Raw genomic sequence first — 13,074 nt, forward strand, 5'->3', positions numbered from 1 at the left:
CTCCACGACGAAATTACTTCCCCCTAAACTGCGGCTTCCGCTTTTCCATGAAGGCCTGCCGGCCCTCGCGGAAATCCGCGCTGTCCATGCAGGCATTGCCGATCACCTTGATCGCCTCCATGTCGCGCCGGCTCTCGTCCTTCAGCACCTGCGCGATTGTGATCTTGGCCGCCTTGATCGCGAGCGGGGCGTTCTGCGCGATCGTCTCGGCCATCGCCATGGTCTCGCCCCAGAGCTCGCCTTGCGGAAACACGCGCTCGACGAGGCCGATGCGCAGCGCCTCGGCGGAATCGATGCGCATGCCCGTATACATCAGCAGCCGCGCCCAGGACGGCCCGACCAGCGACACCAGATGCCGCAGGCCGTCATAGCCATAGGCGATGCCGAGCTTGGCGGCGGGAATGCCGAACTGGCTTTCATGCGAGGCGAGGCGGATGTCGGCGAGCATGGCGACCTGCATGCCGCCGCCGAGGCAATAGCCGTCGATGCAGGCGATGGTCGGCTTGGGATAATCGGCGAGCAGCGCGCGCTGGGCGGCGCTGCGCTTGGCGTATTGCTCGGATGCCGCCGCATTGTGCCTCACCTTCTCGAACTGGCTGATGTCGGCACCCGAGACGAACGCCTTGCCGCCGGCGCCGCGCAGGATCACGACGCGCACCGTGTCGTCGTCGCGCAAGGCCGTCAACGCCTCGCCAAATCCCTCCCACATCTCCAGCGACATCGCGTTGCGCTTGTCGGGATTGTTGAAGGTGATCACGCCGACGCCATCGGCCGTGTGCGTCAGAATCTTGCCGTCGGCGTAAGGTGTTCCGGTCGTGCTGATAACGTCTGGCATCGCGCGCTCGCTGCTCGGTGGCGAGGCGCAATGTGCGGCGCAGGCACCGCCGCGGTCAACCGGCGCGGGAGAGGAGAGCCTGCATCCGCCCGTGCTGCGATTGCATGGCGCGCGGCGTTCGACGGAGGCGGAAAGGTCGGGGGAAGACCGCCAACAAAAAGGGGCGGCCATGCCGCCCCGAGACCGGCCGCGCGCGGTTGCGCGCAGACATCTTTCGGCCGATCTCGTGCAATCCGGCCGCGCCCCCGTGACGCGGCGGATTGAACGTCGGCCGTGAAGGCCGGACCGTCGACCGGCCTCAGCTCTCGTTCGCCGCGATCGATTCCATCAGCGAGACGAGCTGACGCTGCACCGTCTGATCCTTGATCTTGCTGTAGGCGCGCAGCAGGCGGAGGCTGAAGGCCGAATCGAGAAAGAGCAGGCTCTCGACTTCGCGGGCCTTGTTGTCGCCGTCGTAGAAGAAGGTCACGGGCACATCGAGGGCGGAGGCGATCTGCTGAAGCCGGGCCGCGCCGACGCGATTGACGCCCTTCTCGTATTTCTGCACCTGCTGGAAGCTGACGCCGAGCTTCTCGCCGAGCTCGGCCTGCGAGATCTTCATCTCGACGCGCCGCAGACGGATCCGCTTGCCAAGCTCGATGTCCGGCTTGCCCGCGCTGCGCTGCTTCATTCTTTTGGCCGCTGCTTTCATCTCTGTTTTCACCTTTGTTCTTCGGTTGAAAATCCCCCGAAGAGCTGGGTCAGGGGTTCGCCCATATACGAGTCCTTGAATTCATGCGGGTGCACGAACTCTTCCTTAAACCACGGGAAGCGGGCCGGATTGAAAGCCTCGATCAGCCAGTCAATCATGTGCCGCACGCGCGGGATACGGCCGCTACCAGGGTGGTAGGACAGCCAGATATCCAGCGGTCGGTTCAGCTCGACCTCCAGTGGAATTAATTTCCCGCCGAGCGCAATGGCGTAGCTCGGGAAGACGCCGATGCCGGCGCCATTCGCGACCGCCCAATAGTTGGCGCTCGAGACGTTGGTCTTCATGACCAGAAGGTCACGTTCGGACACGCCCGGGAAGAAGCTTTCGAAGGATTCCTTGGCGGCGAGCTGGTCGGCGAATTGCAGCACCAGACGATGCTTGATCAATTCCGCCGCCGAGCGCGGCGCGCCATGCTTTGCGATGTATTTCTCCGAGGCCCAGAACATCAGATGCATGCGGCCGAGCCGCACCAGCTTGATGTCCAGCGCCGAGGGACGGGACAGATGAATGGCGACGTCGGCCTCGTGGCGCGAGACGTCGGCCGAGCGCATCGCGCAATGCAGGTCCACCAGGATCTTCGGATAGGCCTGCTGGAATTCGACCAGGCGGGGGGCAAGCCAGAATGTGCCGAGCCCCTCGGTGACGGCGACGCGGACCTCGCCCGACAGCGCGTTGGCCATCGAATCGCTGGCGCGCAGCACGTCGAAGGTGGCTGCCTCCATGCGCTCGACGGCGGAGACCACCAGGGCGCCCTCATCGGTCAGATGGGTGCCGTGGACGTCGCGCGTGAATAACGTGGTGCCGGTCTGGCGTTCGAAATCGTCGATGCGGCGCCGCACGGCGTTGATCGACAGAGACAGGCGCTCGGCCGCCGAGCGAAAGCTTCCGCATCGGACGACTTCCAAGAATATGCGGGCGGCGTCCCAGTCGGAGAGGCCGCTGATATTTGTCTTTGGGCGTTCCTCCAGAGGAACGCCCCTTTCCGCCAAGGAGTGCATACAATTCCCTTTGGAACGCTAAACTGGCAGAATCTGGCGCAAACCACAACCACGACGGGTTGGGGAACGACGAGTTTTGAACGTCATCCTTACTACCTTAGGGCGGTATTTGGATGCTCCCATGGGCTGGGAATTCGGGCGAGGCTAATCGGCTCGAGTGAGGGGTATGACGTGAGTTCCGTTGCGAGCCGCGAGATGGCTGCGGGAGTGCCGGCGCTGACTGCAATGAACGGTCTGCGCAGGAGTCGGTGCTCTTCGCCGTTGCTGGATCAATCGCACCGCGTCAGGCGTTCGCTCCCGGAGCATTGCGGCGGTCGCCAAAGGCGCCGCATGGCGATGCGAGCGGGAACCCGGTTCCACAGCAGAAACACACTGAAATCAGGTTCGAAGGCGCAGTCGCCTCGTGCTATCTATCGTCTTCCATGGGGGCCGAAGGGGGCGTGACAGATACGTCTCGCAGGCCGAATTAACGGAAAGAACGCCGGTGTCGCATTCAGACGAACAGTTGCAGTCGGTGCTGGAAACGCTCGAGGAGTGCCGCAGGGTTCTCAATGCCTGCAACAGCCGCGAGTCGGCCGAGATGCTGTCCATCGTCATCCTCGACGTCAGGATGAAACTGAAAGGAATCGACAGTGCCGATCTCAAGGCGCTGTGCGACGAAATGCTGCGGAGCGCTGCCAGCGAGCCGCCGCCCCCTTCCAAGCAGACGCAGGACCAGCCCCGGCGTCCGCTGCTCCGCGTGGTGAAGTAGCCGCGCCGCCCAATCTCGCTTTCCGGCGAGGTTTGTGCGCGTCCCGATGCCGCATCTGTGATCACGGAGGGCATCGGGCGGAGCCCTGGCTTTGTGCGCCTCTGTTGCGCATTCTCCGGCATGGGCTACACCAGAGCCGGTTCGGCTCCGGGCCGGGCGCGTTCCCTGCGCGCCCTGACGGGGCCTGAGATGGCTCCGATTGCATCATGCAAAATGTTTCGATTCCGGCCGCACTGATTGCCGGCCTCGTCAGCTTCCTCTCGCCTTGCGTCCTGCCTCTGGTTCCGCCCTATCTGGTCTACCTCACGGGCGCCACGATCGAGCATGTCGAGAGCGACGAGCCGGTCGCGGCCTCCAAGCGCGCGATCATGATGTCGGCGCTCCTGTTCGTGCTCGGCTTCTCCACCATCTTCGTGGCGCTCGGCGCCAGCGCTTCGCTGATCGGCGGGCTGATCCGTGCCTGGTCGGCGGAGCTGTCGATCCTCGCCGGCATCGTCATCATCATCATGGGCCTGCACTTTCTCGGCCTGACGCGGATCGGCTTTCTGATGCGGGAAGGACGCCTGCCGATCCCCAAACCGGTCGGCCTGTGGGGCGCCTATATCATGGGCCTCGCATTCGCGTTCGGCTGGACACCCTGCATCGGCCCGATCCTCGCCGCGATCCTCTCGGTCGCCGCGGCGGAAGCCACGGTGACGAGGGGCGCCGGCCTGCTCGCGGTCTATTCCGCGGGCCTCGGCATCCCATTCCTGATCGCCGCGCTGATGATCGAACAGTTCTCCGCGCTGTTCGCGCGCATGAAGGGCCACCTCGTCAACGTCGAGCGCGCCATGGGCGTCCTGATGGTGCTCACCGGCATCGGCTTTCTCACCGGCGCGGTCTCGAATGTGAGCATCTGGCTGCTGGAGACGTTTCCGGTGCTGCAGACGATCGGTTAGGGCGCGCGGGGACCGGGTTTTCACGGACGAAAAAGTAGAGGAACCGTTGAAAACGGTCAGGCATGCTGCCACGGAACGACGATTCCAAACCTTTCCGGTCCCGAGGCGTTGCATCGGGGGACAACTCGCATGGTGGAGATCACGTGACCAAGACACTGCGCTTAGAACCCCTGTCGGACAACGCGGCGTTGGTTGCCTGGCAATTTTTGGGGCAGCCGTTGCAGGAGTGGCCGAGCTGGGTTCAGTCGAATTGCTCGCTGCAGAAGGATGCCGACGGAAAATTCGAGCTTCGGCACGAGCGGCGCAGCGGCACCCAGATCGTCTATCTCGGCGAGTGGCTGGTGAGAGATCTCGATGGCGGCGTGGACTTCTACACGGACGCTGAGATCTGGTCGCGGTTCGCTGCCAAGCGCTGACGCGCTGAGAGATTCAGCCGACGCGTCGATCGCGCCTTAGTCTTTCCTGCTCGAGCTTCGGACGATCAAAAGCCTGTGTGGCTGGTGGGGCAAAAAGCCTCGCGGTAGGAGCCGCCCAGAGAATGCAATCTGTAGTAATATTTCATCGTACTACACCCTGAGGGGCAATTCTTCTGAACGTATACTGAAACGAGAATTTTGGAATCGACATCTTCGGCGCCCCTCTCCCTTACAGCATTTTAAGCAGGAGCAAGCGATGGGAACCGACGTGAATGTTCATCCCGGTCATGGCAAGGCCGGACGTCAACCGACGCGACAATTTCTGGATACGCTTTCCGGACACGACGATCCGGGCATGTTTGGCCGGATGTTTCCGACCCTGGAGCCGCTGGCTGTCGACGACGGTCCGCTGCGCGAGCTCGCCGACGCGATGAAGGATCCCGCCCCCGGCGACGCCGCGGGCAACAACCTCAACGTCCCGGCGGGTTTCACCTATCTCGGCCAATTCGTGGATCACGACATCACGCTCGATCTGACCTCCTTCGGCGAGAAGGAAGCCGATCCGACGGCGGTCACGAATTTCCGCACGCCCGCACTCGATCTCGACAGCGTCTATGGTCTCGGCCCCGACGGCAGCCGTCATCTCTACGCGCGCAATTCGGCCAGCGACAGCGGCAAGACACCGGGCCCCAAGCTGCTGATCGGCAAGACCGTCAACGTCGATGACATCACCGGCGATCATCGCAACGACCTGCCGCGCAATCCCGAGGGGTTTGCCCTGATCGGCGATCACCGCAACGACGAGAACCTGGTCGTCGCGCAAACCCACCTTGCGATGCTGAAGTTTCACAACAAGGTCTGCGATCAGCTCGCGGCGTCCGGCAAGCCGGCGGGCGAGATCTTCGAGGAAGCGCGCCGGATCGTGACCTGGCACTACCAATGGATGGTCCTGCACGATTTCGTGGAGCGGATCACCGAGAAAGGGATCGTCGCGAAGATCCTCGAGCAGGGGCGGCGCTTCTACCGCTTCAAGAAGATCCCCTACATGCCCGTCGAGTTTTCGGGCGCCGTCTATCGTCTCGGCCACAGCATGGTGCGCCAGGTCTATAGCCACAACCGGATCTTCACGCCCGGTGGCCTCGCGCCGGCGACCCTGGACCTGCTGTTCAGGTTCACCGGGCTGTCGGGCGGCATCATCGGCGATCTGGCACCAAACCCGATTCAGCCGCCGCTCCCGCTTCCGGTGCTTTCGAGCAACTGGATCATCGACTGGCGGCGCTACTATAAGCTGTTGCCGAACAATCCTGCGGGCGTGGGCTTCAATCCCTCCCGCAAGATCGACCCGTTCATCGTGCCGCAACTCCATACCCTGCCTGGTGACGGCGGCAGCCTGCCGTTCCGCAACCTCAAGCGCGGCGTGTTGCTGGGATTGCCGTCCGGGCAGGACGTCGCCAAGGCCATGAAGATCAAGAATCCGCTGACGCCGGAAGAAATCTCGAAGGGGAGCGACGGCGCCGTGGCGAAGAAGCATGGCCTGCACCAAAACACCCCGCTCTGGTACTACATCCTCAAGGAGGCGGAGCAGCGGGGCAGCGGCGAAAGGCTCGGCCCGGTCGGCGCGACCCTGCTCGCCGAGGTCTTCGTCGGCCTGGTCCATGGCGACCACCAGTCGTATCTCTGGCTCAAGGGCAAGAGCTGGAAACCGACGCTGCCGTCGCAAGTGCCGGGCGAATTCACGATGGCCGACCTGCTGCGTTTCGTCGGGGATGTCAGCCCGATCGACGGCATCTCGACCGTCTAGACCAGACGCCCGCCAGCGTTGCAGACGATGGGCCGGACCGGCGTGCATGGCGCGCCGGTCTGGACGTTTGCAACAATGCTCAGGGCTTGAACACGTAGCCCGGCGTGATCGCCGCCGTCTCCGGGATCGGCGGCAGGTCGGCGAACAGCTCAGGACGGTCTTTCATGACCTTGAGAATGTGCTTCGGCTCGATATGCGCATTGACATCGAAGGTCGATTTGAGGATGCCGAGCCGGGTGAGCCGGTCCTGGGCGCTCCACAGCGCGCGGTAGTTGTTCGCCGACAGCCGGCGGTCCGCCTGCTGGATGTTGAACTGCATCGCGGCCTCCGCGACCTCCTGCTTCAGGCCTGGAATCCAGCGCGTCGCGACTTGTGCCGCCAGCTTCGGGTTCTTGCGCATCCATTGGTCGGCCTCGGAGACGGCGGCGAGGAATTTCTCGATGGTTTCGCCGTTGGCCTGCACCCATGGGCGCAGCGCGACGTTGAAGCCGATATAGGAGATCACGTCGCCGCCCCGAATGATCTCGACGGCGCCCGGCACGTCCTTGCCCGCGACGATCGGCCAGGGGTCCCAGCCCGAGAACGCGTCGATGCCCTTGGCGAGCAGGGCGACGGTCATGTCCGGGGGCGGGGTGTTGACCAATGTTACGTCGTCGGGTTTCAGTCCGGCCTTCTCCAGCGTCGCCAGGATGTAGAGATGGTTGATCGTGCCGAACGACGCCGCGATCTTCTTGCCCTTCAACGTCGACAGGTCGCCCTTGACGATGCCCGAGCCTTCGCGCGCGATGATCGCCATCGTGGCATCGGAGCCGGCCTTGGTGGCGTTGCCGCTGTAATTGCCCAGCGCGACGAGGTCCATGCCGCGCAGCACCGCGCCGATCATGGGTACGCCGACCTGCACGATCTCGCTCTCGCCGGCCTGCAACGCGTTCAGCGCGTCGACACCGGTGGCGTAGGGGCGTGCGATCGTGACGTCGAGCCCGTACTTCTCGAAGAAGCCGCGCTCGAGCGCGATGGGCAGGCCAATCTGGTCGATGCCAGTGACCATGCCGGCCTTGAGTTTCGTCAGGGTTTGGGCGCTTGCCGGCACCATGCCGGCGAGAAGCGCCAATCCAAGCAGCAAGAGTCGTTTCATAGTCTCAGCCTCCCTCTTTTATCGGCCCCACCGCCGTCACCCAATAGGGCCGGGCCACGGCATTGAGGTCCGTTCTTTTGACACCGCGCAGCTCGATCGAATGCTCGTCCGTGCCCGAGACGCGTCCGTATTGCTGGAAGGCGAGCACGTGGAAACGCTCCGGCGTGAACGGCAGCTCGATCTGCACGTTCACCTTTTCCGACGTGCCCGTGAGCTGCGGCGAGATCTTTCCGGGCGCCGCGATGGTCAGCCAGAGCTGAAACAGCGCCCATGCCGCAATTGCGCCGAGCGCGATGCGCAGCTTGGGTGATCGCAAGGCTTCGGAGGCGATGCTCATGCTGCGCGCACCATCTGCAGCACGCGCGCCGAGAGCTGCTTGAACTCATCATCCCTGACGAGATCGTCCCAGATGCGAGGACGCGGCAGGTCGACCGCGATCTCGTCGAGCACGCGTCCCTTCGAGAGCACGACCACGCGATTGGCGAGAAACACCGCTTCGGACACGTCATGGGTGATGAAGATCACCGTCGGCTTGCGCTCCTGCCAGATGCGCGTCAGCTCCTCCTGGAGCGTCATGCGCGTCTGCGCGTCGACGCTGGCAAACGGCTCGTCCATCAAGAGGACGTCAGGGTTGTTGGCGAGTGCGCGCACCACGCCGACGCGCTGCTGCATGCCCCCGGAAAGCTCGTTGGGATAGCGGTGCGCCGCATGCGAGAGCCCGGCAAGCGCGAGATATTCATGCGCGATGCGGTCGCGCTCGGCCTTCGGCACGCCGCGCATCTTCGGCCCGAAGCCGACATTGTCGAGCACGGTCTTCCAGGGAAACAGCGCGAACGACTGGAACACGACGCCCCGCTCGGGGCCGGGCCCGTGCACCGGCTTGCCGTCGAGCAGGATGTCCCCCTTCGAATAGGGAATGAAGCCGGCGATCATGTTCAGGATCGTCGTCTTGCCGCAGCCGGAGGGGCCGACCACCGAGATGAACTCGCCGGGCTCGACGTCGAGTGAGACGTCGTGGACGGCGGTGACATGCGCGCCTGCATAAGGGTCGAAATAGGTCTTGCCGAGATTGCGCAGCGAGAGCGTCTTCATGATGTCACCAATCCCCAACGCTGGCCGGTCGCACGCTCGAGCGGGGCGAGAATCCAGGCGTCCACGATGTACCAGAGCAGTCCGAGAATGATCATGCCGAGGATGATCTCGACGGTCGACCCGGCGCGGCGCGCATCGAACATCATGAAGCCGATGCCCGACGTGCCGACGATCATCTCGACCGCGATCAGCGCGCGCCAGCCGTAGCCGAGTCCGTTGCGCAGGCCGGTGATGATGTTGGGCAGGGCGCCCGGCAGCGTCACCTCCCACAGCACGCGCGCCTGCGAAGCCCCGAGGCTCAAGGCGGCGCGTGACAGATCGCGCGGTACCGATTCGACGCCGAGCACGGTGTTGAGCACGACGGGGAACAGCACGGTGTAGACGATGACGAAGGTCATCGTCGTCAGACCGAAGCCGAACCAGATCAGAAGGATCGGCAGCCAGGCGATGTCGCCGATGGCCTGGAAGAACAGCAGCACCGGCCAGCAGATGCGATGCGCCCAGCGGCTGGTGCCGATCAGGATGCCCAAGGGTATGCCGAGCGCCATGCCGACCGCGGCGCCGGTCGCGAGCCGGATCAGGCTGTCCTGGAGATAGTCGGGCAGGATGCCCTTGTAGGTCAGCGTGAAGAATGCGCGGATGACGTCGGCCGGGCCGGGGAAGAACGCGCGTGGAAACAGCCCGGCCTCGCTGACCGCGGTCCACAGCGCCAGCACCGGGATGAAGGGAATGATCGCGGCGATGCCCGGCCAGCGCCGGATCAGGCGGGCATAGCCGGCCCAGATTTGCAGCAGGACGTTCATGCGCGCCTCACCATGCCCCAGCGCTCGATAGTCGCGCGTTCCAGCGGGACCAGCAGCAAACGGTCGATCAGAAGCCAGAGCACGCCGATCACGATCATGCCGAACACGATCACCTCGGTGCGGTAGAAATCGCGCGCGACGAACAGCATGTAGCCGAGCCCGACATTGGTCGCGATCATCTCCGCGGCGATCAGGCCGCGCCAGGCAAAGCCCAGGCCGGTGCGAATGCCAGTGACGATATTGGGCAGCGCGCCCGGCAGCAGTACTTCGGTCAGCAGCGCCCAGCGGCCGGCGCCGAGCGAGGCGGCAGCGTTGCGCAGCGTGTGCGGGATGGTCCTGACGCCGAGAAGCGTGTTGTAGGCGACGACGAAGAATACGGCGTTGAAGATCACGAAGACGATCGCGCCGAAACCGTAACCGAACCACAGCGTCGCGATCGGGATCCAGGCAATGCCGGCGAGCACCGAGAAGAACCGGAACAGCGGCGTGAGAAAGGCCGCGACCGTCGGGCTGACGCCCATGGCGATGCCGAGCGGCACCGCCGTGGCGATGCCGATCAGTGTCCCCAGGCCGACGCGCAAAAGGCTGGCGCCGACATGCGCGAACAACGTGCCGTCCCGGATCGAGTCAAGCGCGGCGGTGCCGACCGCGCCGACCGAGGGAAACACGCGCGGATTGACGTTGAACAGCGGGATCACGGCGGCCCAGACCGCGACCAGCGCAAGCAGCGGCGCGACGAACATTGCAGCGCCGGCCAGCGAGTTGACGCTGCGCATCAGCCGCGACGATCGGCCTTTCAGACTGTCCGTCAGCTGCATTCGACCTCCCTGACGCTCAGCTATGCCTGTACCGGCATTTCCCACTGATCATTGCTGGTATCGTAGCCGCGTCTCGCGCAATCGCATATCTGTATCGGTTGCGACCCTCCTCGCGATCCGCGCGGAGCGGGGATCCGGGCCAAGCCCCTCATGTCACGGTGCATGGCGCTTTCTCTTGCGGTTGAGGCTCGGCTTCCTGACGGCGCGCAGGGTCGATCCATCCGCTTTGCGAGCCGCCGCGGCGATAATGGTCTTTCGGTTCGACAGCTTCGATCGGGTGTAGCCCAGCAGCCGTTCCATCGCGGCGCGCGCCTTCTCCGGGTTGCCGCTCTCGATGGCCCGCGCCGCCATGACGTGGTTCGGCAGATTGTCCTTGAACCAGCCGCCGGGGCCGCCGACGGCAACGGTGAAGACGGTGCCCAGAATGGTATCGATCGCGCCGCGAAAGCCCTGGAGGACCGGATTGTGGGTCGCGTCCAGGATGGCGAGATGGAAAGCCTTGTCGGCAGCGAGGGCGCTGGCCTGGTCCTTTGCAGTCTGCATCGCCGCCAGGGCCGTGTCGATCCGCCAGCGGTCGTTCCTTGTTGCACGCTCGGCCGCAAGCGCTGCGGCAGCGGGCTCGATGATCGAGCGCACCTCCTGGATTGCCAGCAGAAGGTCCCGATCCGGCTCGTCCTGACCGACCAGCCAGCTCAGCACGTCGCGGTCGAGCAGGCTCCATTCATGGCGCGGCAGCACGTGCGTGCCGTGGCGCGGCCGCACGCTGACCAGACCTTTGGCGGCGAGCGTCTTGATGGCTTCGCGCACCACGCCGCGCCCGACTCCGAAGCGGGCTTCGAGCTCAGGTTCCGGCGGCAGGGCTGTCCCGACCGGAATGAGATCCTGCGCGATCTCCCGGCCGAGCGTCGTCAGCACGGCGCGAATGCGGCCGGGCTTGATCGGCTTGTCGACGGGGCTCGGGCGCGCTCTTGCCACTCGTACGTTTCTCCCGTCCGGCCTGTCGCGGCTGGTTCGTTTGTATTTGGCTGCCACGCCCCGGCAGCTGCAATCATCGGATGTTTAACATCGGATGAATGGATGAGGGCAAGCGCAATTGTCGCAGCACACCCCGTGTTGCGTTGCGATATGCGCGTGGACCGCGGATCAAAGCGTCTCCTCCAGCGTGCAGGTCACAGTGCAGACGACGCCGCGCGGCAGGGGCAAGCCCCCGTGATCCGCTGCACCTCGGCATCGAGCACCATGCGCATGCTACGCACCGTTTCCAGCAAACGGCGCGCAGCCTCGCTGCGATCCTGATGGTAGTTGTAATAGGCAAGGCCCACCGCGAAAACGATCAGCGGTAGCGTCGTTCCGGCGACAAGGAGGCGAGCCGAACGGGCAAGGTAAGCTTTGGCGAACGCAGGCGTCCCGGTTCCAGCGCGGCAGCACCGGACAATGATTTTGAAGAGACCATAGGCGCAGGAATTGTGCTGCGCCACGAATTTTCGCCGTCCGTCCAGCGCGCTCCTGATCGCCGGAGACCTCGCGCCTCCGCCGCATACCGAAGCGGCGAGTTGCAGTGCAGCAGGCGTTTACGTGCAGTCCTGCGACGAAGGGGTAGCTCCAGCCCACGCGAAATGACTTCCGTCCCGCCGAGGTTTTTCATACGCTTGCCTCTCGCAAGCCGCATAACGGCTGCGCTCACGGCCCGGCGACAGGGCCGGAGCATCAAAGGGAGGGGAGACGATGAAGCGAAGGTCATTTCTCGCTGGGATCGGTGCAACCACTGCGGCAGCTGCCATCGGCATGCCGTCGATCCTGAGGGCGCAAGCCCCGATCACACTGAACGGTGCCGTGCAGTTCAATGACGACCATGCCTTCAATCGGGCCCTGCTGCGGTTCGAGGAGCTGGTGAAGAAATATTACGGCAAGCCCGTCAACTTCACCCTGCACAGGAACTCCTCGCTCGGCCTCGAGAAGCAGTATTTCGAGTACATGTCGCAAGGCAAGGCAGTCGATTACGGCATCGTCTCGCCGGCTCACATGTCGACCTTCGCCAAGGCCGCCCCGTTCATCGATGCGCCCTTCGTGTTCAAGGGCATCGAGCACATGAACAAGGTGGTCGAAGCCAATATCCTGGCGCCAGTCGCCGACGAGGTCGCGGCCAAGGCGGACGTGGTTCTGATCGGTTATGCCGGCGGCGGCATCCGCAACATCTTCGCCAACAAGCCGCTCAAGAACCTCGCCGACCTCAAGGGCCTCAAGGTGCGCGTGCAGGGCGCGCCGATCTGGTCGAAGACCTTTGCGGCCGTTGGCATGAGCCCCACGGTGATCGCCTATAACGAAGTCTACAACGCGATCCAGAACGGGGTGATATCAGCCGGCGAGAACGAAGCGGCCGGCGTCGAGGCGATGAAGTTCTATGAAGTGGCGCCGCATCTCAACTTGACCCAGCACGCCGTGTCGATCCGGCCGATCTGCTTTTCCGTCAAGACGCTGAAGACCCTGCCGAAGGATCTGCAGGACGCGATCATGAAAGCGGGCAAGGAGGCCGGCGATTACGGCCGCCAGCTCGAGTCGAGCGAGGAGGTCGTCAAGCTCGACACGCTGGAGAAGGCCGGCAAGCTCAAGCGCGTTCCGTTCGAGGAGCGGGACGCCATGAAGAAGCTCGCCGACCCCGTGATGGCCACCTACGCCAAGGAGATCGGCGCGGAGGGCATTTTCGAGAAGATCAACGTCGTCTGAGGCCGCCCTGTC

The 13,074-nt window shown here is 64.2% G+C and carries 14 protein-coding genes and 1 pseudogene; 5 read left to right on the top strand and 10 right to left on the bottom strand.

Features of this window, described 5'->3' with window-relative positions; translation table 11 throughout:
• Positions 1 to 13: 13 nt before the first annotated feature.
• The 3 genes from I6F33_RS18865 to I6F33_RS18875 all read right to left on the bottom strand — a co-directional run bounded on the left by I6F33_RS18865 (position 14) and on the right by I6F33_RS18875 (position 2,584).
• Positions 14 to 835 carry an enoyl-CoA hydratase gene (locus I6F33_RS18865; RefSeq protein ID WP_225112665.1) on the bottom strand — a complete coding sequence of 274 codons (822 nt, stop codon included), beginning with the start codon at positions 833 to 835 and terminating at the stop codon, positions 14 to 16.
• 298 nt (positions 836 to 1,133) lie between these two features.
• Positions 1,134 to 1,505 (bottom strand): helix-turn-helix domain-containing protein, encoded by a 372-nt coding sequence (locus tag I6F33_RS18870; RefSeq protein ID WP_020608151.1) that lies wholly within the window; start codon positions 1,503 to 1,505, stop codon positions 1,134 to 1,136.
• 29 nt (positions 1,506 to 1,534) lie between these two features.
• A complete protein-coding gene (locus tag I6F33_RS18875) occupies positions 1,535 to 2,584 on the bottom strand; it encodes a LysR family transcriptional regulator (RefSeq protein ID WP_036025896.1) in 1,050 nt (349 codons plus the stop codon).
• A 514-nt stretch (positions 2,585 to 3,098) separates the two neighbouring features.
• Between I6F33_RS18875 and I6F33_RS18880 the strand changes: the two genes are divergently transcribed.
• The 4 genes from I6F33_RS18880 to I6F33_RS18895 all read left to right on the top strand — a co-directional run bounded on the left by I6F33_RS18880 (position 3,099) and on the right by I6F33_RS18895 (position 6,490).
• Entirely contained in the window at positions 3,099 to 3,335 is a 237-nt protein-coding gene (locus tag I6F33_RS18880) for a hypothetical protein (protein ID WP_225112735.1), read from the top strand.
• Positions 3,336 to 3,541: 206 nt separating this feature from the next.
• Positions 3,542 to 4,273, top strand: a complete 732-nt coding sequence (locus I6F33_RS18885) for a cytochrome c biogenesis CcdA family protein (protein ID WP_036004503.1) — start codon at positions 3,542 to 3,544, stop codon at positions 4,271 to 4,273.
• Between the two features lie 143 nt (positions 4,274 to 4,416).
• Positions 4,417 to 4,689: a hypothetical protein gene (locus tag I6F33_RS18890; protein WP_036025895.1), complete on the top strand. Its 273-nt coding sequence runs from the start codon at positions 4,417 to 4,419 to the stop codon at positions 4,687 to 4,689.
• Positions 4,690 to 4,945: 256 nt separating this feature from the next.
• Positions 4,946 to 6,490, top strand: coding sequence for a heme peroxidase family protein (locus I6F33_RS18895; RefSeq protein WP_225143695.1), 1,545 nt, complete (start codon positions 4,946 to 4,948; stop codon positions 6,488 to 6,490).
• Between the two features lie 79 nt (positions 6,491 to 6,569).
• Here the strand turns inward: I6F33_RS18895 and I6F33_RS18900 are convergent, their stop codons facing one another.
• From I6F33_RS18900 to I6F33_RS18930, 7 genes and pseudogenes are all read right to left on the bottom strand, one after another.
• Positions 6,570 to 7,625, bottom strand: coding sequence for an ABC transporter substrate-binding protein (locus tag I6F33_RS18900; protein WP_036037747.1), 1,056 nt, complete (start codon positions 7,623 to 7,625; stop codon positions 6,570 to 6,572).
• Between the two features lie 4 nt (positions 7,626 to 7,629).
• Positions 7,630 to 7,962 carry a hypothetical protein gene (locus I6F33_RS18905; RefSeq protein ID WP_036025891.1) on the bottom strand — a complete coding sequence of 111 codons (333 nt, stop codon included), beginning with the start codon at positions 7,960 to 7,962 and terminating at the stop codon, positions 7,630 to 7,632.
• Positions 7,959 to 8,717 (bottom strand): ABC transporter ATP-binding protein, encoded by a 759-nt coding sequence (locus tag I6F33_RS18910; RefSeq protein WP_036025889.1) that lies wholly within the window; start codon positions 8,715 to 8,717, stop codon positions 7,959 to 7,961. The genes I6F33_RS18905 and I6F33_RS18910 overlap by 4 nt, the downstream gene beginning before the upstream one ends.
• Positions 8,714 to 9,520 carry an ABC transporter permease gene (locus tag I6F33_RS18915; RefSeq protein WP_225143697.1) on the bottom strand — a complete coding sequence of 269 codons (807 nt, stop codon included), beginning with the start codon at positions 9,518 to 9,520 and terminating at the stop codon, positions 8,714 to 8,716. Before I6F33_RS18915 ends, I6F33_RS18910 begins: the two co-directional genes overlap by 4 nt.
• The gene (locus I6F33_RS18920) at positions 9,517 to 10,338 is read right to left on the bottom strand and encodes an ABC transporter permease (protein WP_225143699.1); all 822 of its coding nucleotides are present in this window, start codon (positions 10,336 to 10,338) and stop codon (positions 9,517 to 9,519) included. Before I6F33_RS18920 ends, I6F33_RS18915 begins: the two co-directional genes overlap by 4 nt.
• 153 nt (positions 10,339 to 10,491) lie before the next feature.
• Positions 10,492 to 11,313: a FadR/GntR family transcriptional regulator gene (locus tag I6F33_RS18925; RefSeq protein WP_225127427.1), complete on the bottom strand. Its 822-nt coding sequence runs from the start codon at positions 11,311 to 11,313 to the stop codon at positions 10,492 to 10,494.
• A 230-nt stretch (positions 11,314 to 11,543) separates the two neighbouring features.
• Positions 11,544 to 11,791, bottom strand: a pseudogene (locus I6F33_RS18930) (hypothetical protein); the annotation flags it as partial.
• Positions 11,792 to 12,063: 272 nt separating this feature from the next.
• On the opposite strand from I6F33_RS18930, the gene I6F33_RS18935 reads away from it, so the two are divergent.
• On the top strand, positions 12,064 to 13,062 hold the full coding sequence (locus I6F33_RS18935) for a TRAP transporter substrate-binding protein (protein WP_036004529.1): 999 nt from the start codon (positions 12,064 to 12,066) through the stop codon (positions 13,060 to 13,062).
• The last annotated feature ends 12 nt before the right edge of the window (positions 13,063 to 13,074 follow it).

Source organism: Bradyrhizobium sp. BRP20 (genome assembly GCF_020194215.1).
Lineage (GTDB): Bacteria > Pseudomonadota > Alphaproteobacteria > Rhizobiales > Xanthobacteraceae > Bradyrhizobium > Bradyrhizobium yuanmingense.

Coding starts and splice junctions, on each gene's coding strand:
- I6F33_RS18865 (WP_225112665.1), bottom strand. CDS start 835: ATGCCAGACGTTATCAGCACGACCGGAACACCTTACGCCGACGGCAAG.
- I6F33_RS18870 (WP_020608151.1), bottom strand. CDS start 1,505: ATGAAGCAGCGCAGCGCGGGCAAGCCGGACATCGAGCTTGGCAAGCGG.
- I6F33_RS18875 (WP_036025896.1), bottom strand. CDS start 2,584: ATGCACTCCTTGGCGGAAAGGGGCGTTCCTCTGGAGGAACGCCCAAAG.
- I6F33_RS18885 (WP_036004503.1), top strand. CDS start 3,542: ATGCAAAATGTTTCGATTCCGGCCGCACTGATTGCCGGCCTCGTCAGC.
- I6F33_RS18895 (WP_225143695.1), top strand. CDS start 4,946: ATGGGAACCGACGTGAATGTTCATCCCGGTCATGGCAAGGCCGGACGT.
- I6F33_RS18900 (WP_036037747.1), bottom strand. CDS start 7,625: ATGAAACGACTCTTGCTGCTTGGATTGGCGCTTCTCGCCGGCATGGTG.
- I6F33_RS18905 (WP_036025891.1), bottom strand. CDS start 7,962: ATGAGCATCGCCTCCGAAGCCTTGCGATCACCCAAGCTGCGCATCGCG.
- I6F33_RS18910 (WP_036025889.1), bottom strand. CDS start 8,717: ATGAAGACGCTCTCGCTGCGCAATCTCGGCAAGACCTATTTCGACCCT.
- I6F33_RS18915 (WP_225143697.1), bottom strand. CDS start 9,520: ATGAACGTCCTGCTGCAAATCTGGGCCGGCTATGCCCGCCTGATCCGG.
- I6F33_RS18920 (WP_225143699.1), bottom strand. CDS start 10,338: ATGCAGCTGACGGACAGTCTGAAAGGCCGATCGTCGCGGCTGATGCGC.
- I6F33_RS18935 (WP_036004529.1), top strand. CDS start 12,064: ATGAAGCGAAGGTCATTTCTCGCTGGGATCGGTGCAACCACTGCGGCA.